This is a genomic window from Pseudomonas sp. 5Vm1k (assembly GCF_056161485.1).
The window spans coordinates 340,579-366,726 of record NZ_JBSPCZ010000005.1 but is presented as its reverse complement, the minus strand read 5'-3'; the positions used below and the strand labels follow the sequence as shown (position 1 = coordinate 366,726).

General features: G+C 59.7%; 20 protein-coding genes. 10 read left to right on the top strand and 10 right to left on the bottom strand.

Features of this window, described 5'->3' with window-relative positions; translation table 11 throughout:
* Positions 1 to 14: 14 nt before the first annotated feature.
* Entirely contained in the window at positions 15 to 2,390 is a 2,376-nt protein-coding gene (ppsA, locus tag ACWIKB_RS13115) for a phosphoenolpyruvate synthase (RefSeq protein WP_123512124.1), read from the bottom strand.
* Positions 2,391 to 2,564: 174 nt separating this feature from the next.
* Here ppsA and ppsR point away from each other — a divergent pair, with 174 nt between their 5' ends.
* A complete protein-coding gene (gene ppsR, locus ACWIKB_RS13110; protein WP_475267283.1) occupies positions 2,565 to 3,383 on the top strand; it encodes a posphoenolpyruvate synthetase regulatory kinase/phosphorylase PpsR in 819 nt (272 codons plus the stop codon).
* Between the two features lie 105 nt (positions 3,384 to 3,488).
* Here the strand turns inward: ppsR and ACWIKB_RS13105 are convergent, their stop codons facing one another.
* Positions 3,489 to 4,898 carry an aminotransferase-like domain-containing protein gene (locus ACWIKB_RS13105; RefSeq protein WP_475267281.1) on the bottom strand — a complete coding sequence of 470 codons (1,410 nt, stop codon included), beginning with the start codon at positions 4,896 to 4,898 and terminating at the stop codon, positions 3,489 to 3,491.
* Positions 4,899 to 5,023: 125 nt separating this feature from the next.
* Here ACWIKB_RS13105 and ACWIKB_RS13100 point away from each other — a divergent pair, with 125 nt between their 5' ends.
* Entirely contained in the window at positions 5,024 to 5,926 is a 903-nt protein-coding gene (locus ACWIKB_RS13100) for a DMT family transporter (protein ID WP_475267377.1), read from the top strand.
* A gap of 89 nt (positions 5,927 to 6,015) precedes the next feature.
* Here ACWIKB_RS13100 and prpD read toward each other — a convergent pair whose 3' ends face one another.
* From prpD to ACWIKB_RS13070, 6 genes are all read right to left on the bottom strand, one after another.
* Positions 6,016 to 7,500: a 2-methylcitrate dehydratase gene (gene prpD / locus ACWIKB_RS13095; RefSeq protein WP_475267279.1), complete on the bottom strand. Its 1,485-nt coding sequence runs from the start codon at positions 7,498 to 7,500 to the stop codon at positions 6,016 to 6,018.
* 289 nt (positions 7,501 to 7,789) lie between these two features.
* Entirely contained in the window at positions 7,790 to 8,980 is a 1,191-nt protein-coding gene (gene prpF, locus ACWIKB_RS13090; RefSeq protein ID WP_475267277.1) for a 2-methylaconitate cis-trans isomerase PrpF, read from the bottom strand.
* A 53-nt stretch (positions 8,981 to 9,033) separates the two neighbouring features.
* Positions 9,034 to 11,625, bottom strand: a complete 2,592-nt coding sequence (gene acnD / locus ACWIKB_RS13085; protein ID WP_475267275.1) for a Fe/S-dependent 2-methylisocitrate dehydratase AcnD — start codon at positions 11,623 to 11,625, stop codon at positions 9,034 to 9,036.
* Positions 11,626 to 11,831: 206 nt separating this feature from the next.
* Entirely contained in the window at positions 11,832 to 12,959 is a 1,128-nt protein-coding gene (prpC, locus tag ACWIKB_RS13080) for a bifunctional 2-methylcitrate synthase/citrate synthase (RefSeq protein ID WP_475267273.1), read from the bottom strand.
* 170 nt (positions 12,960 to 13,129) lie between these two features.
* Positions 13,130 to 14,020 (bottom strand): methylisocitrate lyase, encoded by an 891-nt coding sequence (gene prpB, locus ACWIKB_RS13075; RefSeq protein ID WP_475267271.1) that lies wholly within the window; start codon positions 14,018 to 14,020, stop codon positions 13,130 to 13,132.
* The gene (locus ACWIKB_RS13070; protein ID WP_475267269.1) at positions 14,017 to 14,739 is read right to left on the bottom strand and encodes a GntR family transcriptional regulator; all 723 of its coding nucleotides are present in this window, start codon (positions 14,737 to 14,739) and stop codon (positions 14,017 to 14,019) included. Before ACWIKB_RS13070 ends, prpB begins: the two co-directional genes overlap by 4 nt.
* A 304-nt stretch (positions 14,740 to 15,043) precedes the next feature.
* Between ACWIKB_RS13070 and rloA the strand changes: the two genes are divergently transcribed.
* The 4 genes from rloA to pabB all read left to right on the top strand — a co-directional run bounded on the left by rloA (position 15,044) and on the right by pabB (position 19,646).
* Positions 15,044 to 15,580: a retropepsin-like aspartic peptidase RloA gene (rloA, locus tag ACWIKB_RS13065; RefSeq protein WP_054053979.1), complete on the top strand. Its 537-nt coding sequence runs from the start codon at positions 15,044 to 15,046 to the stop codon at positions 15,578 to 15,580.
* Positions 15,581 to 15,585: 5 nt separating this feature from the next.
* Complete coding sequence (rloB, locus tag ACWIKB_RS13060; protein ID WP_054053977.1) at positions 15,586 to 17,118, top strand: osmotic stress tolerance membrane protein RloB; 1,533 nt, start codon at positions 15,586 to 15,588, stop codon at positions 17,116 to 17,118.
* Complete coding sequence (locus tag ACWIKB_RS13055; protein ID WP_213936973.1) at positions 17,118 to 18,104, top strand: alpha-L-glutamate ligase-like protein; 987 nt, start codon at positions 17,118 to 17,120, stop codon at positions 18,102 to 18,104. Before rloB ends, ACWIKB_RS13055 begins: the two co-directional genes overlap by 1 nt.
* A 204-nt stretch (positions 18,105 to 18,308) precedes the next feature.
* A complete protein-coding gene (gene pabB, locus ACWIKB_RS13050) occupies positions 18,309 to 19,646 on the top strand; it encodes an aminodeoxychorismate synthase component I (protein WP_475267266.1) in 1,338 nt (445 codons plus the stop codon).
* 109 nt (positions 19,647 to 19,755) lie between these two features.
* On the opposite strand, the gene thrH is transcribed toward pabB, so the two are convergent.
* On the bottom strand, positions 19,756 to 20,373 hold the full coding sequence (gene thrH, locus ACWIKB_RS13045; protein ID WP_475267264.1) for a bifunctional phosphoserine phosphatase/homoserine phosphotransferase ThrH: 618 nt from the start codon (positions 20,371 to 20,373) through the stop codon (positions 19,756 to 19,758).
* Between the two features lie 173 nt (positions 20,374 to 20,546).
* On the opposite strand from thrH, the gene ACWIKB_RS13040 reads away from it, so the two are divergent.
* The 3 genes from ACWIKB_RS13040 (at position 20,547) to ACWIKB_RS13030 (ending at position 24,194) form a co-directional block, all read left to right on the top strand.
* The gene (locus tag ACWIKB_RS13040) at positions 20,547 to 21,287 is read left to right on the top strand and encodes a phosphoadenylyl-sulfate reductase (protein ID WP_008027340.1); all 741 of its coding nucleotides are present in this window, start codon (positions 20,547 to 20,549) and stop codon (positions 21,285 to 21,287) included.
* A 576-nt stretch (positions 21,288 to 21,863) separates the two neighbouring features.
* Positions 21,864 to 23,408: an NCS1 family nucleobase:cation symporter-1 gene (locus ACWIKB_RS13035; protein WP_475267262.1), complete on the top strand. Its 1,545-nt coding sequence runs from the start codon at positions 21,864 to 21,866 to the stop codon at positions 23,406 to 23,408.
* A 57-nt stretch (positions 23,409 to 23,465) separates the two neighbouring features.
* Complete coding sequence (locus ACWIKB_RS13030) at positions 23,466 to 24,194, top strand: aspartate/glutamate racemase family protein (RefSeq protein WP_054053967.1); 729 nt, start codon at positions 23,466 to 23,468, stop codon at positions 24,192 to 24,194.
* Positions 24,195 to 24,310: 116 nt separating this feature from the next.
* On the opposite strand, the gene ACWIKB_RS13025 is transcribed toward ACWIKB_RS13030, so the two are convergent.
* A complete protein-coding gene (locus ACWIKB_RS13025) occupies positions 24,311 to 25,234 on the bottom strand; it encodes a LysR family transcriptional regulator (RefSeq protein ID WP_475267260.1) in 924 nt (307 codons plus the stop codon).
* A 125-nt stretch (positions 25,235 to 25,359) separates the two neighbouring features.
* Between ACWIKB_RS13025 and ACWIKB_RS13020 the strand changes: the two genes are divergently transcribed.
* Positions 25,360 to 26,106, top strand: coding sequence for a 3-oxoacyl-ACP reductase family protein (locus tag ACWIKB_RS13020; RefSeq protein ID WP_475267258.1), 747 nt, complete (start codon positions 25,360 to 25,362; stop codon positions 26,104 to 26,106).
* Positions 26,107 to 26,148 lie beyond the last annotated feature (42 nt).

Here is a 26,148-nt window from a genome sequence, read left to right as displayed (position 1 = left end):
TTTCTCTCACACCATCAGACTGCTGCTTGGCCTTCGGCCAGGAAGAACCAGGTTTCCAGTACGGAATCGGGGTTCAACGAAACGCTTTCGATGCCCTGTTCCATCAGCCATTTGGCCAGGTCCGGGTGATCCGAAGGACCCTGACCGCAGATGCCGATGTACTTGCCTGCCTTGTTACAGGCCTGGATGGCATTGGCCAGTAGCTTCTTGACCGCCGGATTACGCTCGTCGAACAGGTGAGCGATGATCCCGGAGTCACGGTCCAGGCCCAGGGTCAGCTGAGTCAGGTCGTTGGAGCCGATGGAGAAACCGTCGAAGAATTCGAGGAACTCTTCGGCGAGGATCGCGTTGGACGGCAGCTCGCACATCATGATGATGCGCAGACCGTTCTCACCGCGGGCCAGGCCGTTTTCGGCCAACAGATCGATCACTTGGCTCGCTTCGCCCAGGGTACGGACGAACGGCACCATGATTTCAACGTTGGTCAGGCCCATCTCGTTGCGCACACGCTTGAGGGCGCGGCATTCGAGTTCGAAGCAATCGCGGAACGCTTCGCTGATGTAACGCGAGGCGCCACGGAAGCCCAGCATCGGGTTTTCTTCTTCCGGCTCGTAGAGTTTGCCGCCGATCAGGTTCGCGTATTCGTTGGACTTGAAGTCCGACAGACGCACGATGACCTTTTTCGGGGTGAACGCTGCAGCCAGGGTGCTGATGCCTTCAACCAGTTTGTCGACATAGAAGCCGACTGGATCGTCGTAACCGGCGATGCGCTTGTCGACGCTGTCCTTGATGTCCTGCGGCAGGCCGTCGTAGTTCAACAGTGCTTTAGGGTGCACGCCGATCATGCGGTTGATGATGAACTCCAGACGGGCCAGGCCCACACCGGCGTTCGGCAGTTGCGCGAAGTCGAAGGCGCGGTCCGGGTTGCCGACGTTCATCATGATCTTGAACGGCAGATCAGGCATGGCGTCCACGGAGTTTTTCTTGATGTCGAAGCCCAGTTCGCCTTCGAAGATGTAACCGGTGTCGCCTTCCGCGCAGGAAACGGTCACGCCCTGGCCGTCTTTCAACAGCTGGGTGGCGTTGCCGCAACCGACCACGGCCGGGATGCCCAGCTCGCGAGCGATGATCGCCGCGTGGCAGGTACGGCCGCCACGGTTGGTGACGATGGCGCTGGCGCGCTTCATGACCGGCTCCCAGTCCGGGTCGGTCATGTCGGAGACCAGTACGTCGCCTGGCTGGACTTTGTCCATCTCGGACACGTCCTTGATGATACGGACCTTGCCGGCGCCGATGCGCTGGCCGATGGCGCGACCTTCAACCAGCACGGTGCCGGTTTCTTTCAACAGGTAGCGTTCCATGACGTTGGCCTGGGTGCGGCTCTTCACGGTTTCAGGACGGGCCTGAACGATGTAGAGCTTGCCGTCGTCGCCATCTTTGGCCCATTCGATGTCCATCGGGCACTTGTAGTGCTTTTCGATGATCATCGCTTGCTTGGCCAACTCGCTGACTTCAGCGTCGGTCAGGCAGAAACGTGCACGATCGGCCTTGTCCACGTCGATGGTCTTGACCGACTTGCCGGCCGTGGCCACTTCGCCGTAGATCATCTTGATGGCTTTGCTGCCCAGGTTACGGCGCAGGATGGCCGGACGGCCTGCTTCAAGGGTTTGTTTGTGGACGTAGAACTCGTCCGGGTTCACCGCGCCTTGTACGACGGTTTCACCCAGGCCGTAGGCGCCGGTGATGAACACCACGTCACGGAAACCGGATTCGGTATCGAGGGTGAACATCACGCCGGCGGTGCCGGTTTCGGAGCGGACCATGCGCTGCACACCGGCCGACAGGGCCACCAGCTTGTGGTCGAAGCCTTGGTGAACACGGTAGGAAATGGCGCGGTCGTTGAAGAGGGAAGCAAACACCTCTTTTGCGGCGCGAATGACGTTTTCGACGCCACGGATGTTCAGGAAGGTTTCCTGCTGACCGGCGAAAGAAGCGTCCGGCAGGTCTTCGGCGGTAGCGGAAGAGCGCACGGCCACGGCCATGTCAGGGTTGCCGGCCGACAGCGTGGCGAACGCGGTGCGGATCTCGGCGTTGAGCTTCTCGGGGAACTCGGCTTCCATGATCCACTTGCGGATCTGGGCGCCGGTCTTGGCCAGGGCGTTGACATCGTCGACGTCCAGGGCGTCGAGGGCAGCATGGATCTGATCGTTCAGGCCGCTCAGTTCCAGAAAATCACGATAAGCCTGAGCTGTCGTGGCGAAGCCACCGGGCACCGATACACCGGCACCTGCAAGGTTACTGATCATCTCGCCCAGGGATGCGTTCTTGCCCCCTACGTGCTCTACATCATGGACGCCGAGCTTATCGAGGGAAACTACGTACTCTACCAAGGTGATCTCTCCACTAACTGTGTTGGAAAAGCTCAGAAGCCGGCGGCTCGGGGGAGCGTTTGCCGGCTGTATGGCCTGGACCTGGAAAATAAGTGAGAATGCGGGCCACTGGCGGCCAGCAAATCGCGCCTATCATATCCAGAAATCTTCACTAGCTTAAGGCCCAAGGTGCAAATGAAACGATCTGCTTTCTTCATCTCCGATGGCACGGGTATTACCGCCGAGACCCTCGGTCAAAGCCTTCTGGCGCAGTTCGAAAACATTACCTTCAGCAAATTCACGCGACCCTACATCGACAACGTGGATAAAGCGCGGGCCATGGTACAACAAATCAACAAAGCCGCCGAAAACGATGGTTTTCGTCCGATAATTTTCGACACCATTGTCAATCAGGACATCCGTGAGATCCTCGCAACGTCCAATGGTTTCATGATCGACATTTTCTCGACCTTCCTGGCGCCGCTTGAACAGGAACTGACCGAGCACTCTTCCTACACCGTCGGCAAGTCCCACTCCATTGGCACCAACTCCAATTACATGGAGCGCATCGAGGCGGTGAACTTCGCCCTGGACAACGATGACGGCGCGCGCACGCATTATTACGACAAGGCCGACTTGATCCTGGTGGGCGTGTCGCGTTGTGGCAAGACGCCGACGTGCCTGTACATGGCGATGCAATTCGGCATCCGCGCCGCCAACTATCCGCTGACCGAAGACGACATGGAGCGCCTGACACTGCCGGCCGCCCTGCGCGCCCACCAGCACAAGCTGTTCGGCCTGACCATCGACCCGGACCGCCTCACCGCGATCCGCAACGAGCGCAAGCCCAACAGCCGTTATTCGAGCTACGCCCAGTGCGAGTTCGAAGTGCGTGAAGTGGAGAATCTGTTTCGACGGGAGAACATTGCGCACATCAATTCCACGCATTTTTCCGTGGAAGAGATTTCGGCGAAGATTCTGGTGGAGAAAGGGGTGGAGCGGCGGTTCAAGTAGGCCTTTAGCGCCTGTTAGATAGCCTTCGCGAGCAAGCCCGCTCCCACAGGGGATTTGTGCACGCCGCAGATCCAATGTGGGAGCGGGCTTGCTCGCGAAGAATGATTACGCTGTTTCGGATAATGCCTCCACCAACGCCCCAAACCCTTCCAGCAACAACCGATCATCCCCCACCGAATTACACACACTCGCCCGAATAAACTGCGGCACCGCCCCATGCCCCACCGCAAACACCTCGGTGGTGGCCACAAGATAGTTTTTCTCCTTGAGCTCTGCCGCAATCTGCGAAGCACGCCACGGCTCGGGCACTTCGATCCAGAAGTGCGGGCTATGCGTGTGGGTTTTGTACGCAACGCCTGCCAGCAGCCCACCGACTAGCGCCTTACGCCGGGCAATCTCGACAATCTGCTGCCCCAACAACTGTTCGGCGATACCGTTCTCGATCCACCCGGTCGCCAGTTCCATCGACAGCGGGCTGGCCATCCAGCACGTCCCGCGCACCGCTGCGCTCAAACGTCCGATCAACGGTTGCGGCGCGTGCAGATAACCCACCCGTAAACCGGCCGAAACCGCTTTGCTCAGACTGCCGATCAGCACCGAGCGCTCTGGGGCAAAGTGGCTCAACGGCAAGGGACGCTGCTGCGCCAGCACGGCATGGGCTTCGTCTTCGATGATCAGCAGGTTGTGTTGGCGACAGACTTCGGCGATCGCCTCACGCCGTGGGACCGACATCACCGCCGCCGTAGGATTCTGGATTGTCGGCGTGCAGTACAACGCGGCTACCCGATGCTGCTGACAAACGTCCGACAGCGCATCGGGCAGCAATCCTTCGTCGTCCATCCCGACGCCGATCAGTTTTATCCCAAGCATGCGTGCGACGCTGATCAAACCGGGGTAGGTCAAATGCTCGGTCACCAGCGTGTCGCCCGGTTTGAGCAGCGCCATCAACACGCAGAGCAAGCCGTGCTGGCCGCCATTGACGCAAATAATCTGCTCGGCGTTCGGTACAAAAGCCTGGTGCCGCAGCCAATGGGCACCTGCCGCACGGTGACGCTGTAATCCGCTGTCAGCCGTATAGCCGCCGAGCAACTGCAAGGTCTGCGGATCATTGGCCAAGGCTTGCAGGCTTTGACTGAGGAAGTCTGCTTCCTGCCCCGGAATCGGTTGATTCCGACTCATGTCGAAGAACGGTTGAGGCTCGTCGCTGACATTGCGAAAGCCAACATCCCGCGCACGTTCCATCCCGCGCTGACGCACATACGTGCCATCTCCTACACGGGCCACCACTAACCCTACCCGCTCCAGTTCGCCATACGCGCGACTGATGGTGCCGATAGTCACACCCAGGCTGTCCGCCAACAAACGATGAGGCGGCAATTTGCTACCCGGCTCGATCAAGCCTTCGCCGATGCTTTTTTCCAGGGCCTCGGCCAAGCGCTTGTACTTCACGCCGCGCCCATGGGCCAAGCCTTCGCGCAGGATTGACACCGTGGCAATACTTACTTTGACAGTCATTTCCATCCCGAATAGCGTGCTGAAAACAGGGTCAATCAGGGATAGCCCCTTTCCGCCATCAGGTCAATTGCGACGACCCACAAAGGAGCTCGACCATGTCGATTGCCATCAGCACGCCGTCTGCCATGGGAAAACCCTGGCTAGCAGGATTGATCACCAGCACCTTGTTCCTGATCGTTTGCCTGAGCTGGGGCACGACGTGGCTGGGGATAAAGATCGCCGTCGAAAGCGTGCCGCCCCTGACCGCCGCCGGCCTGCGCTTTCTGATCGCCTTTCCATTGTTTTTGAGCTTCGCCCTGCTGCGTCGCGAACCGCTGCTGTTTCCACGCCAGAGTCGCTGGTTTTTCGTATTCGTCACGCTGTCGTACTTCTGCCTGCCGTATTACTTGCTCAACTACGGCGAGATGCACGTGTCGTCCGGCCTGACCGCACTGCTGTTCAGTTGCATGCCGGTGTTCATCCTGATTTTTTCTGCGGTGTTGCTGCGAGAGAAAATCTACCCTTCGCAGGTGCTCGGCATTGCCATCGGCTTCGGCAGTCTGTTCATGATTATCCGCAGCCAGGGCCTGCATCTGGACCACGCTGAGTTCTTCGGCGTGCTGGCGATTCTGGCGGCGGCGCTGATGCATGCGTTGTGTTACGTGATCACCAAAAAACACGGCAGTGCGATCAGCGTGATTACCTACAACACGCTGCCCATTGGTCTGGCGGGTTTGATGCTGTTTGTGGCGGGGCTGGGTTTTGAAGCGCCAGTATTCGATGACATTACCGCGCGCTCATGGGGCGCCCTGCTTTATCTGGGGCTGGTGGCATCCGTGGGCGGGTTTATCGTTTACTTTTTGCTGCTCAAACGGCTGAGCCCGATCATTTTGTCGTTCGTGTTTATTATTTTTCCGGTGTTCGCGGTGGTGATTGGCGCTTGGTATGAGGGGCAGAGTATTTCGCGGGAGCTGATGATTTACTCGGCGGTGCTGCTGGCGGGGTTTGCCATCACCAAATTGCCGGTCGAGAAATGGCTCAAGACCTGAACACGCCCCCCTGTAGGAGCCAGGCTTGCCGGCGAAGGCGCCCTCAAGTACGCCTTCGCCGGCAAGCCTAGCTCCTACAGGGATTGGGGTCAGATCACGAACAGGTCGACAAACCGGTTTACTGGCGTCGCTTCAAGCGCAGCCTGATCCTTGCACAAGGCAAAAATCTCGGCGCTACGCTGACCAGTGAAACGCGTCGCCAGGTTGGCCTTGAACTTGTCTTCCAACAGCGGAATGCCATCGGTGCGGCGACGGCGATGGCCGATCGGGTACTCGACCACTACGTTCACGGTGCTGGAACCGTCCTTGAAAAACACCTGGATCGCATTGGCGATGGAGCGCTTGTCGGCTTCCAGATACTCGCGGGTGAAGCGCGGCTCTTCGACGATGACCATTTTTTCCCGCAGCACGTCGATGATCGGGTGTGCGGCGTGGAAGTCATCTTCGTATTGCTCGGCCACCAGATTGCCGAAGGCCAGCGGCACGGCGGTCATGTATTGAATGCAGTGATCGCGGTCGGCGGCATTGGCCAAGGGCCCGACCTTGGAAATGATACGGATCGCCGACTCGTGGGTGGTGATGACGATTTTGTCGATTTCGTGCAGGCGATTCCGGACCTGTGGGTGCAGGGTCACGGCGGCTTCGCACGCGGTCTGCGCGTGGAACTCGGCGGGGAAGCTGATCTTGAACAGCACGTTTTCCATCACGTAGCTGCCGTATTCCCGAGAGAAGCTGAACGCGCGCTTGTCTTCGGGCTTGAGCGCCAGGTCGTTATTGGTGTGGCTGAACAACACGTCATAGAAGCCCCACTGCTTGGCGGTCAGTACGCCGGGGATGCCCATTTCGCCACGCATCGCAATGTCCGCCAGACGCACGCCACGGCTGGAAGCATCGCCGGCGGCCCAGGACTTGCGCGAGCCTGCATTCGGCGCATGGCGATAGGTGCGCAGCGCCTGGCCATCGGCAAAGGCATGGGACAACGCCGACAGCAACTGCTCGCGATTGGCGCCCATGAGTTTGGCGGTGACGGCGGTAGAGGCGACTTTCACCAGCAGCACGTGATCGAGGCCTACACGGTTGAAGGAGTTTTCCAGCGCGATCACGCCTTGAATCTCGTGGGCCATGATCATCGCTTCGAGCACCGCGCGGATCGTCAGCGGCGCGTCGCCATTGGCCAGACGTTTTTGCGACAAGTGATCCGCCACCGCGAGAATCCCGCCGAGGTTATCCGACGGATGGCCCCACTCAGCCGCGAGCCAGGTGTCGTTGTAATCGAGCCAGCGGACGATGCAGCCGATGTCCCACGCGGCTTTGACCGGGTCGAGACGGAAACTGGTGCCGGGCACACGGGCGCCGAACGGAACGACGGTGCCTTCGACGATCGGGCCCAGGTGTTTGGTGCATTCGGGAAAACGCAGGGCCAGCAGGCCACAGCCGAGGGTGTCCATCAGGCAGTTACGGGCGGTGTCGAGTGCTTCGGTGGACTCGATTTTGAAGTTGAGGACGTAGTCAGCGATGTCTTGCAGGACCGTGTCGTAGTCGGGGCGGTTGTTCAGGTCGACGTTGGCGCTCATTCGGGGTTACTCCAGTGAAGGAATGATGGGGTTGTTGTGTTCCTCAGCGGCAGGTTGGGTTGGTTTTTTGCAGGTCTTGGAATGCCTGCTTGATGTGTATTTTTTCAGTTGCATCGCCCCCTCACCCCAACCCTCTCCCCAAAGGGGAGAGGGGAAAGGGAGCCAATCTCCATGCTTTTCAACACTTGAGTTCGGCTCGGAATGGCAGGTCGCTGTTGCTATCAAGAACAACTCGGTCAGCCCCCTCTACCCTCTTGGGAGAGGGTTGGGGTGAGGGGTGGCTTTCAGATCAGAAAGAATCACCCGGCACGCGAACGAACCCTTCCATCAACACCCGCGCACTGCGGCTCATGATGGCTTTGTTCACGGTCCATTCACCGTTCACCTGGCTGGCCTCGGCACCAACGCGCAACGTGCCGGACGGATGTCCGAAGCGCACCGCGTTACGTTCGATACCGCCCGCCGCGAGGTTCACCAACGTCCCGGAAATCGCCGCTGCGGTGCCAATCGCCACCGCCGCCGTGCCCATCATCGCGTGGTGCAATTTGCCCATCGACAGCGCACGCACCAGCAAGTCCACATCCCCCGCCGCAATCGCCTTGCCGCTGGACGCGACGTAATCCGCAGGCTTGGCCACGAACGCCACTTTCGGCGTGTGCTGCCGCTTGGCCGCTTCGTCCAAGTCCTTGATCAGGCCCATGCGCAACGCGCCGTAGGCACGGATGGTTTCGAACATCGCCAGGGCTTTCGGGTCGCTGTTGATCGCGCCCTGCAACTCGGTGCCTGTGTAGCCGAGGTCTTCGGCGTTGATAAAAATCGTCGGGATACCGGCGTTGATCATGGTCGCCTTGAAGGTCCCGATGCCGGGCACTTCGAGGTCGTCCACCAGGTTGCCGGTAGGAAACATCGAACCACCGCCGCCCTCTTCTTCCGCCGCCGGGTCCATGAATTCGACCTGCACTTCGGCGGCCGGAAAGGTCACGCCGTCGAGTTCAAAATCACCGGTTTCCTGCACTTCACCGTTGGTGATTGGTACGTGGGCGATGATGGTCTTGCCGATGTTGGCCTGCCACACGCGCACCACGGCAACGCCGTTGTGTGGAATACGGCTGGCGTCCACCAGACCGTTGCTGATGGCGAACGAACCGACCGCCGCCGACAGATTGCCGCAGTTGCCACTCCAGTCCACAAAAGGCTTGTCGATGGACACCTGACCAAACAGGTAATCCACGTCGTGATCAGCCTTGATGCTTTTCGACAGAATCACGGTTTTGCTGGTGCTGGACGTCGCGCCGCCCATGCCGTCGATTTGTTTGTCGTACGGATCGGGGCTGCCAATGACTCGCAGCAACAACGCATCGCGAACCGGGCCAGGAATCTGTGCCGCTTCGGGCAAATCTTTCAGGCTGAAGAACACGCCTTTGCTGGTGCCGCCGCGCATGTAGGTGGCGGGGATTTTGATTTGAGGTACGTGAGCCATGTCATTCCTCTATTGGCCGACAGGGGACGTGAATCCCCTGCGGCCCTGGATTTTTAAACGGCGACTGCCGATTCAAGGAAGTCCTGGGCAAAGCGCTGCAACACGCCGCCCGCTTCGTAGATCGACACTTCTTCAGCGGTGTCGAGGCGGCAAGTCACCGGCACTTCGACGCGTTCGCCATTCAGACGATTGATCACCAACGTCAACTGAGCGCGCGGAGTGCGGTCGCCGATCACGTCATAGGTTTCGCTGCCATCGATGCACAACGTGTGACGATCGGTGCCCGGCAAGAACTCCAACGGCAACACGCCCATGCCCACCAGGTTGGTGCGGTGAATACGCTCGAAACCTTCGGCGGCAATCGCTTCCACACCGGCCAGGCGCACGCCTTTCGCTGCCCAGTCACGGGACGAACCCTGACCATAGTCGGCACCGGCAATGATGATCAGCGGCTGCTTGCGTTCCATGTAGGTTTCGATGGCTTCCCACATGCGCATGACCTGGCCTTCCGGCTCAACGCGGGCCAGTGAACCCTGCTTGACCTTGCCGTTTTCCCGGACCATTTCATTGAACAGTTTCGGGTTGGCAAAGGTCGCGCGCTGCGCGGTCAAGTGGTCGCCACGGTGCGTTGCGTAAGAGTTGAAGTCCTCTTCCGGCAGGCCCATTTTCGCCAGGTATTCACCCGCCGCGCTGTCGAGCATGATCGCGTTGGATGGCGACAGGTGATCGGTGGTGATGTTGTCCGGCAGCACCGCCAGCGGGCGCATGCCCTTGAGCGGACGTGCACCGGCCAGTGCGCCTTCCCAGTACGGTGGACGGCGGATGTAGGTGCTCATCTCGCGCCAGTCGTACAGCGGCGTGACTTTCGGGCCGGTGTCTTCGTGGATGGCGAACATCGGGATGTAGACCTGGCGGAACTGCTCCGGCTTCACCGAGGCTTTCACCACGGCGTCGATTTCTTCGTCGCTCGGCCAGATGTCTTTCAGGCGAATTTCCTTACCGTCGACCACGCCCAGCACATCTTTTTCGATGTCGAAACGGATGGTCCCGGCGATGGCGTAAGCCACCACCAATGGTGGCGAAGCGAGGAACGCGTTCTTGGCGTACGGGTGAATCCGTCCGTCGAAGTTGCGGTTGCCGGAGAGAACAGCGGTCGCATACAAATCGCGGTCGATGATCTCTTGCTGGATCACCGGATCGAGTGCGCCGGACATGCCGTTGCAGGTGGTGCAGGCGAACGCGACGATGCCGAAACCGAGTTGCTCGAGTTCGCTGGTCAGCCCCGCTTCGTCAAGGTACAGCGCGACGGTTTTCGAGCCCGGCGCCAGGGACGATTTGACCCAATGCTTGCGGGTCAATCCGAGCTTGTTGGCATTGCGCGCCAGCAGGCCGGCGGCGATGACGTTGCGCGGGTTGCTGGTGTTGGTGCAACTGGTGATGGCGGCGATGATCACCGCGCCGTCCGGCATCTGGCCAGGCACTTCGGTCCACTGGCCGGAGATGCCTTGGGCGGCGAGGTCCGACGTCGCAACGCGAGCGTGCGGGTTGCTCGGGCCGGCCATGTTGCGCACTACCGAGGACAGGTCGAAGCTCAAGCCGCGCTCGTATTGCGCGCCCTTCAGGCTGTCAGCCCACAAGCCGGTGGTCTTGGCGTAATTCTCGACCAACTGCACTTGCTCGTCTTCACGGCCGGTAAGTTTCAGGTAGTCGATGGTTTGCTGGTCGATGTAGAACATCGCCGCAGTAGCGCCGTATTCCGGGGCCATGTTGGAAATGGTTGCGCGGTCGCCGAGGGTCAGCGCCGAAGCACCTTCGCCGAAGAATTCCAGCCACGCGCCAACGACTTTTTGTTTCCGCAGGAACTCGGTCAGCGCCAGCACCATGTCGGTGGCGGTGATGCCCGGTTGCAGCTTGCCCGTCAGTTCGACGCCGACGCTTTCTGGCAGGCGCATCCACGACGCGCGGCCGAGCATCACGCTCTCGGCTTCCAGACCACCAACGCCGATGGCGATCACGCCCAATGCATCGACGTGCGGGGTGTGGCTGTCGGTGCCGACGCAGGTGTCAGGGAACGCGACGCCGTCACGTACCTGAATCACCGGAGACATTTTCTCCAGGTTGATCTGGTGCATGATCCCGTTGCCTGGCGGAATCACATCAACGTTCTTGAAGGCTTTTTTGGTCCAGTTGATGAAGTGAAAACGGTCTTCGTTGCGACGGTCTTCGATGGCGCGGTTCTTCTCGAACGCCTCCGGATCAAAGCCACCGCGCTCGACGGCCAGGGAGTGATCGACGATCAATTGCGTCGGCACCACCGGGTTCACTTGCGCCGGGTCGCCACCTTGCAGGGCGATGGCATCGCGCAGGCCGGCGAGGTCGACCAAAGCGGTCTGGCCGAGAATGTCGTGGCAGACCACGCGGGCCGGGAACCACGGGAAGTCGAGGTCGCGCTTGCGCTCGATGAATTGCTTCAGGGAATCGGTGAGCGTGGCCGGGTCGCAGCGGCGCACCAGGTTTTCCGCGAGCACGCGGGAGGTGTACGGCAGAGTGTCATAGGCGCCAGGCTGGATGGCTTCGACCGCCGCACGGACGTCGAAGTAATCCAGATGGCTGCCGGGCAGCGGTTTGCGGAATTCTGTGTTCATCGGTCAGGACTCGGTCACGGTAGTTGCAAAAGGGTGGGGCCTGGCACAGGTCTTGAAATTCACACCGGTCCATTGTGGGAGCGGGCTTGCTCGCGAAAGCGGTGTATCAGTCGACATCAATGTTGGATGTCAGTCCGTCTTCGCGAGCAAGCCCGCTCCCACAGGGGTTTGCGGTTTATTCAGTAACCTGCGCTAGCCTCCACCGGTCAGCGTTGTTCGACTGGCACGAACTTGCGCTGTTCGACGCCGACGTATTCGGCGCTCGGGCGGATGATGCGGTTGTTGGCACGTTGTTCGAACACATGCGCCGCCCAGCCGGTCAGGCGCGAGCAGACGAAAATCGGTGTGAACAATTTGGTCGGGATGCCCATGAAGTGGTACGTCGACGCATGGTAGAAGTCGGCGTTCGGGAACAGTTTCTTTTGCTCCCACATGGTTTTGTCGATGGCTTCGGAAACCGGGAACAAAACCTTGTCGCCCACTTCGTCCGCGAGTTTTTTCGACCAGCCCTTGATCACCTCGTTGCGCGGATCGTTGTCCTTATAGATCGCGTGACCGAAGCCCATGATCTTGTCCTTGCGCTCGAGCATGCCGAGGGTGCCTTTGATCGCCTCTTCCGGCGACTTGAAGCGCTCGATCATTTCCATCGCCGCTTCGTTGGCGCCGCCGTGCAGCGGGCCGCGCAGGGAACCGATAGCGGCGGTGATGCAAGAGAACATGTCCGACAGAGTCGAAGCGCACACACGGGCGGTGAAGGTCGAGGCGTTGAACTCGTGTTCCGCGTAGAGGATCAGCGACACGTTCATCACTTTGACGTGCAGATCGCTCGGCTTTTTGTCGTGCAGCAAGTGCAGGAAGTGGCCGCCAATCGTCTGTTCGTCGGTCACGCAATTGATGCGTTTGCCGTCGTGGCTGAAGCGATACCAGTAGCACATGATCGCCGGAAATGCGGCCAGCAGGCGGTCGGTGACGTCGTGTTGCGCGCCGAAGTCTTTCTCCGGCTCGATGTTGCCCAGGAACGAGCAACCGGTGCGCATCACGTCCATCGGGTGGGCGTCGGCGGGGATGCGTTCCAGCACTTCTTTCAGCGCTTGCGGCAGGTCGCGCAGCTTGCTCAGTTTGTCGATGTAGCCCGCCAGTTGCGCTTTGGTCGGCAGTTCGCCGTACAGCAGCAGGTAGGCGACTTCTTCGAACTGCGCGTCGGCCGCCAGTTCGCGAACGTCGTAGCCACGATAGGTCAGGCCTGCGCCCGACTGGCCCACGGTGGACAGTGCGGTTTGCCCGGCAACCTGGCCACGGAGCCCGGCGCCACTGAGTACTTTTGCTTCGGCCATTGCTGTCTCCAATCTTGAAATTTTTAGGGAATCGGCAAATTGTGATTCATCAGATTATTCGGATGATGCCGAAAAGATCGCAGCCTCTTTTCACTCAACAGCTCCTACACAGCTCCTACAGGGGAATGCGATCTATGTAGGAGCTGCCGAAGGCTGCGATCTTTTGATCTTCATTTTTTCGCGGCAAACAACGCATCGAGCTTCTGCTCGAAGGTGTGGTAGTCGATGCGATCGTAAAGCTCCATGCGGGTTTGCATGGTGTCGATCACGTTCTGTTGCGTGCCGTCGCGGCGGATCGCGGTGTAGACGTTTTCCGCAGCTTTGTTCATCGCGCGGAACGCCGACAGCGGGTACAGCACCAGCGACACGTCGGCAGCGGCGAGTTGCTCGGTGGTGTACAGCGGCGTCGCGCCGAATTCGGTGATGTTGGCCAGGATTGGCGCTTTCACGCGGCTGGCGAACAGCTTGTACATGTCCAGTTCGGTGATGGCTTCCGGGAAGATCATGTCAGCACCGGCCTCGATGCACGCGGCAGCGCGATCCAGGGCGGATTCCAGACCTTCAACAGCCAACGCGTCGGTACGCGCCATGATCACGAAGCTGTCATCGGTGCGGGCATCGACGGCGGCCTTGATGCGGTCGACCATTTCCTGCAGCGAGACGATCTCTTTATTAGGACGGTGACCGCAGCGCTTGGCACCGACCTGGTCTTCGATGTGAATCGCCGCCGCGCCGAACTTGATCATCGACTTGACGGTACGCGCCACGTTGAACGCCGAGGAGCCGAAACCGGTGTCCACGTCCACCAGCAGCGGCAAATCGCAAACGTCGGTGATGCGGCGCACGTCGGTCAGCACGTCATCCAGGCCGGTGATGCCCAGGTCCGGCAGGCCGAGGGAGCCGGCAGCCACCCCGCCACCCGACAGGTAAATCGCCTTGAAACCGGCGCGCTTGGCCAGCAGCGCATGGTTGGCGTTGATTGCGCCGACCACCTGCAAAGGATGCTCGCTGGCGACCGCATCGCGGAAACGCTGGCCTGGAGTGCTCTTGTTGGAACTCATGACTCACCTCGTTCAGTGGCTGTCTTAGTAGCGCCGTCCTGGTAGTGACGGGCGATATTGCGTTTGGAGGCGCCAATGTGGCGGCGCATCAACAACTCGGCCAATTCACCGTCACGGTCGGCGATGGCGTCGAGAATCCGGTGGTGCTCGGCAAAGGCCTGGCGCGGGCGATTGGGCGTGGTGGAGAACTGGATGCGGTACATGCGCACCAGTTGATACAGCTCGCCGCAGAGCATCTGGGTCAGGGTGCGGTTACCGCTGCCCTGGATGATCCGGTAATGAAAGTCGAAATCGCCTTCCTGCTGGTAGTAGCCGACGCCGGCCTGAAACGCCGCATCGCGCTCATGGGTTTCGAGGACCCGGCGCAGTTCGTCGATTTCTTCGAGGGTCATGCGCTCGGCGGCCAGACGACAGGCCATGCCTTCCAGGGATTCGCGGATTTCGTAGAGCTCCAGCAACTCGGCATGGCTCAGCGACACGACGCGCGCGCCGACGTGCGGTATACGCACCAACAGGCGCTGGCCTTCGAGACGGTGGATCGCTTCGCGCAACGGTCCGCGGCTGATGCCATAGGTGCGGGCCAGTTCCGGCTCGGAGATCTTGCTGCCCGGGGCGATCTCGCCCTTGACGATGGCCGCCTGGATGCGCCGGAAGACGTTCTCGGAAAGTGTTTCCGAATCATCCTGCGTCGCGACGGGGGGATCGAGTTGATCCAGCATATTGTCGACACCTTGTAAGCCAATGCGGCAAAAACTAGCGAATACAGGCCGTATAGTCAAAGGATAAATAGGTATTGTCGACAATCGTCTAATAACCGCTTGCACCATTACGACGCAGCATCTCTGTTTATAGCCCCCTGCCAGCGGTGGCGCCATAAAACCACCGTGCTAGAATGCCGCCCGCATTTGTTTGTCATTTGCATCTGCACGGCTTGTCATAAATAGCTGATAGGCATACGAGGGAGCTTGCGCAGTGATGCCAGGGCCTTGAATCGAAGTACGGACCGCTGCGCACCCAGGATTTATGAGACTCAAGCCCTTCCCCACCTTTCTTTATTTCTTGTTCCTGCCCGGTGTCGCCGCCGCGGGGGAAAAGACCGTGTACGGCCTCAACGAGTACGCGTCGCTGAACGGCATTGACCTGGAAGTCGCCGCCAAACTCGACACCGGGGCGAAAACCGCGTCCTTGAGCGCCCGCGATATCAAACGTTTCAAGCGCAATGGCGAATCCTGGGTGCGCTTTTATCTGGCGATCGATGCCGCGCACTCGCACCCGATTGAACGGCCATTGGCCCGTGTCAGCAAAATCAAGCGCCGGGCCGGTGACTACGACCCGGAAGAAGGCAAGAAATACACGGCCCGTCCGGTGATCGAACTGGATATCTGCATGGGTTCGGCGTTGCGCAGCATCGAAGTGAACCTGACCGACCGCAGCGCCTTCCAATACCCGCTTCTGATCGGCTCCGAAGCCCTCAAACGTTTCGATGCGCTGGTCGACCCCAGTCTTAAATACGCTGCTGGCAAACCCGCCTGCGCCACCGACGCTCATACCGCAGAGTAATTCCAATGCGCTCTATTAACCTCCATCTGAAAATCCTGATCGCCATTCTGGTGGTGCTGGGCATTTCAGTTACGGCCTATCAGATCTTCGTGCTCGGGATTCCCGTCACCGAAGACGCCACGGACGACTTGTGGAACATCGACGCCAAAGTCGAGTTCGTCGCCAGTGCCAAGGACCCGGTCAAGATCCAGATGTTCGTGCCGCCCCTGAGCCGCGACTATGTGAGCCTGAACGAAAGCTTCATTTCCAATAACTACGGCGTGGCGGTGAACCGCGTCGATGGCAACCGCAAGGTCACTTGGTCGGCGCGTCGGGCCAAGGGCAACCAGACGCTTTATTACCGCCTGGTGCTGACCAAGCGTTACAGCGGCGAAAAATCCAAGATCAAAGGTCCGACCTTCCGCGACAGCATCGCCGTCGAAGGTGCGGAAAAAGTTGCCGCCGAAGCCCTGCTCGCACCGATCCGCCAACACTCGGCCGACGTGGAGACCTTCGTCGGCGAAGCGATCAAGCGCGTCAACAATCTCAACGACGACAACGTGAAGCTGTTGCTCGGTGGCGATCCGTCCACCGCGAACAAGGCCCGGATCGTCGAGCTGGTCCTGTCCATTGCCCACGTGCCGGTGGAGAAGGTCCACACCATTCGTCTGGTGGCTGACCAACCGCAAACTCCTGAACTGTGGCTGCGCAGTTTCAATGGCACCGACTGGCTGTACTTCAATCCGGAAACCGGCGAACAGGGCATGCCGACCGACCGCCTGCTGTGGTGGACCGGCGACGAAAACCTGATCACCGTCGATGGCGGCAAGAAAGCCAACGTCACCTTCAGCCTGAACAACAGCGAAATGAACGCCATTCGCCTGGCCAAGCTGACCGACGAAAACACCGACGCCAACTTCCTCGAATACTCGCTGTACGGCCTGCCGCTGCAAACCCAGCAGACCTTCATGATCATGGTGATGATCCCGATTGGCGTGCTGGTGATCCTGATCCTGCGCAACCTGATCGGCCTGCAGACCCTCGGCACCTTTACTCCGGTGCTGATCGCCCTGGCCTTTCGCGAGACGCAACTGGGCTTCGGGATCGTGCTGTTTACGATCATCACGGCGCTGGGGCTGTCGCTGCGTTCCTACCTTGAACACTTGAAGCTGCAAATGCTGCCGAGGCTGTCGGTGGTGCTGACCTTTGTCGTGGTATTGATCGCGGCGATCAGCCTGTTCAGCCACAAACTCGGCCTGGAGCGCGGGTTGTCGGTGGCGCTGTTCCCGATGGTGATCCTGACCATGACCATCGAACGCCTGTCGATCACCTGGGAAGAACGCGGTGCCGGGCATGCGCTGAAAGTGGCGATTGGTACGCTGTTCGCCGCCTCCCTGGCGCACCTGATCATGAGCGTCCCGGAACTGGTCTACTTCGTGTTCACCTTCCCGGCGATCCTGTTGATCCTGGTGGGTTTCATGCTGGCCATGGGTCGCTATCGCGGCTACCGCCTGACCGAGCTGGTCCGCTTCAAAGCGTTCCTCAAGGCTGACTCGTAATGTTCGGTTTCTGGAAGACCTGGAAGGCCCTGGAAGCCCGGGGCATCATGGGGATCAATCGGCGCAACGCGGACTACGTGCTCAAGTACAACAAGCGCAGCCTGTACCCGATTGTCGATGACAAGATCATCACCAAGGAACGCGCGATCGCCGCCGGCATTAACGTGCCGGAGTTGTACGGGATCATTTCCACCGAGAAAGAAATCGACAACCTCGACCAGATCATTGGCGGGCGCAGTGACTTCGTGATCAAACCGGCCCAGGGCGCGGGCGGCGACGGCATTATTGTGGTGGCCGACCGTTTCGAGGGCCGCTATCGCACGGTGTCGGGCAAGATCATCAGCCATGAGGAAATCGAGCACCATGTCTCCAGCATCCTCACTGGCCTGTATTCCCTAGGCGGCCACCGGGATCGGGCGCTGATCGAATACCGCGTGACCCCGGACCAGATTTTCAAGAGCATCAGCTACGAAGGCGTGCCGGATATCCGCATCATCGTGTTGATGGGTTATCCAGTGATGGCGATGTTGCGCCTGCCGACCCGCCAGTCCGGGGGCAAGGCCAACCTGCACCAGGGCGCCATTGGCGTCGGTGTGGACCTGGCCACCGGTTTGACCCTGCGCGGCACCTGGCTGAACAACATCATCACCAAACACCCAGACACCACCAACGCGGTGGATGGCGTGCAGCTGCCCTACTGGGACGGTTTCATGAAACTCGCCGCTGGCTGTTATGAACTGTGCGGGTTGGGTTACATCGGCGTGGACATGGTGCTCGACCAGGAGAAAGGACCGCTGATCCTTGAGCTGAATGCCCGGCCGGGGTTGAACATCCAGATTGCCAATGATTGCGGGCTGACGTTGCGGACCCATGCGGTCGAGGCGCGGCTGGAAGAGTTGAAGGCTCGCGGGGTTATTGAGACGGTGCAGGAACGGGTGGAGTTTGTTCAGGAGATGTTTGGGCATATTCCGCCGGTTGAGGGTTGATCCGGGATTGAGGCGCGGCCTTCGCGGGCAAGCCTCGCTCCTACAGGTGTCCGCGCTCCCTTTGTAGGAGCGAGGCTTGCCCGCGAAGACTGACTGACAGCCAACAAAGCACTCAACCTGCCAATCCCCGACATCCCCTCTAGGAGCAATTCCTACAGAGGACTACAATCGCCACCCCGCCTCGATGGCTGATCCGCGCCGCTCATGTTGACCTGTTCCGTACACCCGCTCCCCTATCGCGCCAACCCCGCTGAATACTTCGCGGCGATTCGTCATGCTCCCGGTGCCGTGCTGCTCGACAGTGGCCGGCCAACGGCTGACCGCGGTCGTTTTGACCTGCTCAGCGCCTGGCCGCTGGAGCAACTGGCCGTCCTCTCGGAGGAAAGCGGTGCCGATTTCCTGCAACGCCTTCGGAGTAATCTGACACAGCTGGGCGAAGCGTCCGTCCCGGATGAGCTGCCCTTCGCCGGTGGCCTGATCGGTTACCTGAGCTACGACTTCGGCCGTCATCTGGAAAACCTGCCGAGCCAAGCCCAGGACGACCTGCACTTGCCGGATGCGCGTTTCGGTTTGTATGGCTGGGCGCTGATCACTGATCACCTACGGATTACAAGTCAGTTGGTGTTCCACCCGACGCTGGCCGACAGCGAGCGGCAACGCCTGATCACGCTGTTCACTCAGATTAAGGTTGACCCGGTCGAGCCGTTCAAATTGAACAGCCCAATGCATGCCGATCTTAACGCCGACCAATATCGCCAAGCCCTTGAGCGAATCCAGCAGTACATCCAGGCCGGCGATTGCTATCAGGTCAACTTCGCCCAACGCTTTCGGGCGCAATGCCAAGGCGACCCATGGGCCGCCTATTGCGCACTGCGCGCGGCCTGCCCGACCCCGTTTTCCGGGTTTCAGAGCCTGCCCGACGGTGGCGCAGTGCTGAGCCTGTCGCCGGAGCGCTTCGTCAAAATCAGTGAGCGCCAAGTGGAAACCCGCCCGATCAAAGGCACTCGCCCGCGCGGCCTGACCCCGACCGAAGACGCCGCGAATGCGGCCGAACTCCTGGCCAGCCCCAAGGATCGCGCGGAAAACCTGATGATCGTCGACCTGCTGCGCAACGACCTCGGCCGCACTTGTCGTATCGGTTCGGTGCGGGTGCCGGAGTTGTTCAGCCTGGAAAGCTATCCGAACGTGCATCACCTGGTGAGCAGCGTCACCGGCGAACTGGCGAATGACAAGGATGCGCTGGACCTGATCGCCGGCAGCTTCCCCGGCGGCTCGATTACCGGTGCGCCGAAAATCCGCGCGATGCAGATCATTGATGAACTGGAGCCGACCCGCCGTGGGTTGTACTGCGGGTCGTTGCTGTACCTGGACGTGCGCGGCGAGATGGACAGCTCCATCGCGATTCGCAGTCTGCTGGTCAAGGATGGGCAGGTGTGTTGCTGGGGTGGCGGCGGGATTGTCGCGGACTCGCAGTGGCAGGCCGAGTATCAGGAATCGATTACCAAAGTGAAGGTGTTGCTGGATACGTTGCAGAGCCTCTAGCTTTTGTGGCGAGGGAGCTTGCTCCCGCTGGGGAGCGAAGCGCCCCCAAAATCTTTGCGACTGCTGCGCAGCCGAGCGGGAGCAAGCTCCCTCGCCACAGGATTGCGGTTTACAGACTCAACGCCCGATTCGAAGCCTTGATGAATTCCTGCTTCAAATCCGCAAAGCTGTGCACCGCCGGGAACTGTGGAAACTCGCGGATCACGTTGTCCGGTGCATGGAACAGAATCCCGGCATCCGCCTCGCCCAGCATCGTCGTGTCGTTGTAGGAATCCCCCGCCGCGATCACCCGGTAATAAAGGCTTTTGAAAGCCAAAACCGACTGACGCTTGGGATCTTTCTGACGCAACTGATAGCTGGTTACCCGTCCGGCATCATCAGTAATCAGGCGATGGCAAAGTAAGGTCGGGAAGCCCAGTTGACGCATCAGCGGCTGGGAAAACTCGTAGAACGTGTCCGACAAGATCACCACCTGAAAGCGCTCGCGCAACCAGTCGACGAACTCGATGGCGCCGTCCAGCGGCTGCAGGGTGGCGATCACTTCCTGAATGTCCGAGAGCTTCAGGCCATGCTCATCAAGGATCCGCAGGCGCTGCTTCATCAGCACGTCGTAGTCAGGAATGTCCCGGGTGGTGGCCCTGAGGGATTCGATCCCGGTTTTTTCGGCGAAGGCGATCCAGATTTCCGGGACCAGTACACCTTCAAGATCCAGACAGGCAATTTCCACAAGACACTCCCATTTGTATTGATTATTGAGTCGAGCGAGCAAAAGGACTGCCGAACTCTAGCGACTCGGGCGAACCTGCGCAACGCAGAGGGCGCGCCAGCAGCCGTGGGATTTTGTTACCATCGGCCCCATATAGAGCGCCCAGCGCCACCGACCTGTAGGAAGCCGCCCTGATGAGCCCAACGTTCGACGTCGTGGAACTCGCCACGACCTATGCCAACAAATCCGCCCAGGACATCCTGAAACTCGCGTTTGCCGAGTTTGGCGATGACCTGTGGATATCTTTCAGCGGCGCCGAGGACGTGGTGCTGGTGGACATGGCCTGGAAGCTGAACAAGAACGTCAAGGTGTTCAGCCTCGACACCGGCCGCTTGCACCCCGAGACCTACCGCTTCATCGATCAGGTGCGCGAGCACTACAAGATCGACATCGAACTGGTGTCGCCGGACTACACGAAACTTGAACCGTTCGTGAAGGAAAAAGGCCTGTTCAGTTTCTACAAGGACGGCCATGGCGAATGCTGCGGCATCCGCAAGATCGAGCCGCTGCGCCGCAAACTGTCCGGCGTCACCGCCTGGGCCACCGGCCAGCGCCGGGACCAGAGCCCCGGCACCCGCAGCGCCGTCGCCGTACTGGAAATCGACACTGCGTTTTCTACCCCGGAGCGCACCCTGTACAAGTTCAACCCGTTGGCGCAGATGACCAGCGAAGAGATCTGGGGTTACATCCGCATGCTGGAGCTGCCTTATAACAGCCTGCATGAACGGGGTTTCATCAGCATCGGTTGCGAGCCATGCACCCGTCCTGTGCTGCCGAACCAGCATGAGCGTGAAGGCCGTTGGTGGTGGGAAGAAGCGACGCAGAAAGAATGCGGGTTGCATGCGGGCAACATCATCAGCAAATCCAAGGCATAACCCCAGTCTTGCGAAGATCCAAATGTGGGAGCGGGCTTGCTCGCGAAAGCGGTGAGTCAGTCGAAATTGAAGTCGACTGACACGACGCCTTCGCGAGCAAGCCCGCTCCCACAGGTTCGATTTACGGCTCACTAAATGTGTACACACGAATGTCACCATAGGTGCCATTTATGTGTGCACTTTTTATTTAATCGCCCCAAAAAGTTACACCTCACTCTCCTGACTTCCTCAGTCGATGTTTCCCACATATCTTGCCAAAAATAAATACCTGTTCAATCGGTCAATTTATATTCTATTTTTTTCAGCAACTTATCTTCATTAAATAACAAAACGAAATTAGAGAAGAACTTCATAGATTCTTAGCTGGCATAGAACTGGCTTAAGTGCGTTTATGTTTTGTATACAATTAGAATCAAAACATACACACACTTTCGATCCGCAAGCCTGAAGCGCCCTATCCCGTACAGGCTGCAGATGCCCCGTAACCAGTGATTCTCGCCACCCCGCGACGAAGATTTGTCGAGCCCATGCTCATGCACAGTCATCGCGGCGTTCGAGCATCAGGAGCCTGCCGGAATGCGTACTAGCCTATCCAATAACAACATCGCGCTGGATCTGCCCTCCTCTCAACCTGCCCTCAACATTATTCACGATCAACCCCATCAAACCCCGGTGGTACTCAGCCCCCGCCTGCACAACAAAGACCTGGCGCCGACCAAGGCTGAAGGCCGACGCTGGGGGCGCTACAGCATCTTTGCCCTGTGGACCAACGACGTTCACAACATCGCCAACTACTCGTTCGCCATCGGCCTGTATGCCTTGGGTCTGGGCGGCTGGCAGATCCTGTTGTCGCTGGGGATCGGCGCAGCGCTGGTGTATTGCTTCATGAACCTCTCCGGCTACATGGGCCAGAAAACCGGGGTGCCGTTTCCGGTGATCAGTCGGATCAGTTTCGGCATCCATGGGGCGCAAATTCCTGCACTGATTCGCGCCGTTATCGCCATCGCCTGGTTCGGGATTCAGACGTACCTGGCCTCGGTGGTCTTTCGCGTCCTGTTGACGGCGGTGCATCCCGGCTTCGCCGATTACGACCACAATTCCATCCTCGGCCTGTCGACCTTGGGCTGGATCTGTTTCGTGGCGATCTGGTTCGTGCAACTGGCGATCCTGGCGTATGGCATGGAGATGGTGCGGCGCTACGAAGCATTCGCCGGGCCGGTAATCCTGCTGACCGTTGCTTCCCTCGCCGGGTGGATGTACTTCCAGGCTGACGCGACCATCGCCTGGTCGATCCGCGAACCGCTGACCGGCGGCGAGATGTGGCGCAACATTTTTGCCGGCGGCGCGTTGTGGCTGTCGATCTACGGCACGCTGATCCTCAACTTCTGCGACTTCGCCCGTTCCTCACCCTGCCGCAAGACCATCAAGGTCGGAAATTTCTGGGGCCTGCCGGTGAATATTCTGGTGTTCGCCAGCATCACCGTCCTACTCTGCGGTGCGCAATTTCAGATCAACGGCCGGATCATTGAAAGCCCGACCGAAATCATCGCCTCGATACCCAACACCTTCTTCCTGGTGCTCGGTTGTCTGGCATTCCTGATCGTCACCGTCGCGGTGAACATCATGGCCAACTTCGTCGCCCCGGCCTTCGTGCTCAGCAACCTGGCGCCGAAATACCTGACCTTCCGCCGCGCCGGGTTGATCAGCGCGACCATCGCCGTGCTGATCCTGCCGTGGAACCTCTACAACAGCCCGTTGGTGATCGTGTACTTCCTGTCCGGCCTCGGCGCCCTGCTCGGCCCGTTATACGGGGTGATCATGGTCGACTACTGGCTTGTACGAAAAGGTCAGGTCAACGTGCCGCAGTTGTACAGCGAAGACCCCAGCGGCGCTTATTACTACAGCCGCGGCATCAATCTCCGAGCCGTGGCGGCGTTTATTCCTGCAGCGTTGATCGCCATTGTCCTGGCGCTGATGCCGGGTTTCCACAGCGTCTCGCCGTTCTCCTGGCTGATTGGCGCCGGGATTGCAGGGATGCTCTACCTGATCATCGCCAAACGGCAGCCGCATTACGCCGATGTCAGCGGTGAAAGCATCGCGGTCGATAACGTCTGCCATTAATCCCCTGGCGGCCCGGCAGCGTCGGGCCGCAGAACCACCCCGCTATAAGGACTTCCCATGCGAATTCTCGTGGTCAACGTCAACACCACCGAATCCATCACCCAGGCCATCGCCCGCCAGGCCCAGTCCGTGGCCGCGCCCGGCACTGAAATCGTCGGCCTGACGCCGTATTTTGGTGCCGATTCCATCGAAGGCAATTTCGAAAGCTACCTGGCGGCCATCGCGGTGATGGACCGGGTCATGTCCTACGACCAACCCTTCGACGCAGTGATCCAGGCCGGTTATGGCGAGCACGGTCGCGAAGGCTTGCAGGAATTGCTCAACGTGCCGGTGGTGGATATCACCGATGCCGGCGCCAGCACCGCCATGTTCCTCGGCCACGCCTACTCGGTGGTCACCACCCTGGATCGCACCGTGCCGCTGATCGAGGATCGGCTCAAGTTGTCGGGGCTGTGGGATCGTTGCGCGTCCGTGCGGGCCAGTGGTTTGGCGGTGCTGGAGCTGGAATCCGATCCGCAGCGGGCGTTGGAGGCGATTGTTCGCCAGGCGGAATTAGCCGTATTGGAAGACAAGGCCGAGGTGATTTGCCTGGGCTGCGGCGGCATGGCCGGGCTGGATGAGCAGATTCGTCAGCGCACCGGCGTGCCGGTAGTGGACGGGGTGACGGCGGCGGTGACCATTGCCGAATCGTTGGTGCGGCTGGGGTTGTCGACGTCGAAAGTGCGGACCTATGCGACACCGCGACCGAAGACGATTATTGGGTGGCCGGGGCGGTTTGGCCGGTAGACCGCGTTATCGTTCTTCGCGAGCAAGCCCGCTCCCACATTGGATCTATGTTGTTCACAAATCCCCTGTGGGAGCGGGCTTGCTCGCGAAGGCCACACCTCGGATCCAAGCCTGTCTCACAAAGCACTAAACCGCTCCCCCAACCCCCGCTCCGCAAACTGCTCAATAATGAAATCCACAAACGCTCGAGTCTTGCCCGGCAGCAACTTGTGTTCCGCGTAATAGATCGAAATATTGCCATCATCGACATACCAATCCGGCAACACCCGCTGCAAAGTCCCCGCCTCCAGATACCCCACGGCAAACGGCATGCTCACCAGTGCGATGCCCAAACCCTGAGCCGCCGTGGCACAGGCCGCCTCCGAATCACTCATGGTCATCCGCGCCTTGAGCACCAACGGGCTGTGTTGCTGAGTGCGACTGGTCAACTGCCAGGAACGCACGCGACCGGTTTGCGGCGAACGAATCAAAATCCCGTCGCACAGCTTGAGGTCATCTGGTTCGACGATCGCCTCGCGTCCCGCCAAATACTCGGCTGACGCCACCAGCACCCGATGGGCCGGCGTCAACTTGCGCGCCACCACGCCCTGAGGCAATTCAAATCCGCCGCCAATCGCCGCATCAAAACCCTGCGCGATCAGATCGACCTGACGGTTATCGAAATGCCAGTCCGGGTTAATTGCCGGAAAGCGCTTTAGAAACTCCCCCAGTAACGGCACGACATACAAGCGCCCAAACACCGTGCCCATGCTGACTTTCAGCGTACCCGCCGGGCGCCCTTCGGCACTCGCGAGGTTGGCCACGGCGTTTTGAATGGTGTGCAGGCTGGCGCTGACTTCGCTCAAAAACAACTGACCGGCTTCGGTCAACGTCAGGCTACGAGTACTGCGCTGAAACAGTCGCACGCCCAGTCTCGCTTCAAGTTTGGCGACGCTTTTGCCTACCGCCGCCGGTGTCAGACTCAAGCGCCGCGCAGCTTCGGCGAAGCTGCCAACTTCGGCGCTACGGACGAAGCATTCGATACTGCTGAAGGTTTCCATGATCGCCACTATAAACTTTTGGTTTACACAGACTATCGCAATTACCCTCTACACAGCATGTAATCCGGAATCGATACTAGGCTCCATCAACCGAGACATCTCGCCTCGGGACTTTGGAGATCGATATGACTACTCAGAACCTCAGCGGCAAAGTGGCTTTGATTCAAGGCGGGTCCCGCGGTATCGGCGCAGCCATCGTCAAACGCCTGGCCGCTGAAGGCGCCGCGGTTGCCTTCACTTATGTCAGCTCCACCGCCAAGGCTGAAGAATTGCAAAACAGCATCACCGGTAACGGCGGCAAAGCACTCGCCATTAAAGCTGACAGCGCTGACGCCGAAGCCATTCGTAACGCCGTGACCGCCACCGTTGAAGCCTTTGGTCGCCTGGACATTCTGGTCAACAATGCCGGCGTGCTGGCCGTCGCGCCACTGGAAGATTTCAAACTGGAAGATTTCGACCAGACCCTGGCCATCAACGTGCGCAGCGTGTTCATCGCCACCCAGGCCGCGGCCAAACACATGACCGAAGGCGGCCGCATCATCAACATCGGCAGCACCAACGCCGACCGCATGCCCTTCGCCGGTGGCGGCCCGTACGCCATGAGCAAATCGGCGCTGGTCGGCCTGACCAAAGGCTTGTCCCGCGACCTCGGTCCGCGCGGCATCACCATCAACAACGTGCAACCGGGCCCGGTCGACACCGACATGAATCCGGCCGACGGTGACTTCGCCGAGAGCCTGATCCCGTTGATGGCTGTAGGTCGTTACGGCAAAGCAGAAGAAATCGCCAGTTTCGTCGCTTACCTGGTAAGCCCGGAAGCCGGTTATATCACCGGTGCCAGCCTGTCCATCGATGGTGGTTTCGGCGCCTGATACAGGCCTGCCAACGCAGATCTAATGTGGGAGCGAGCCTGC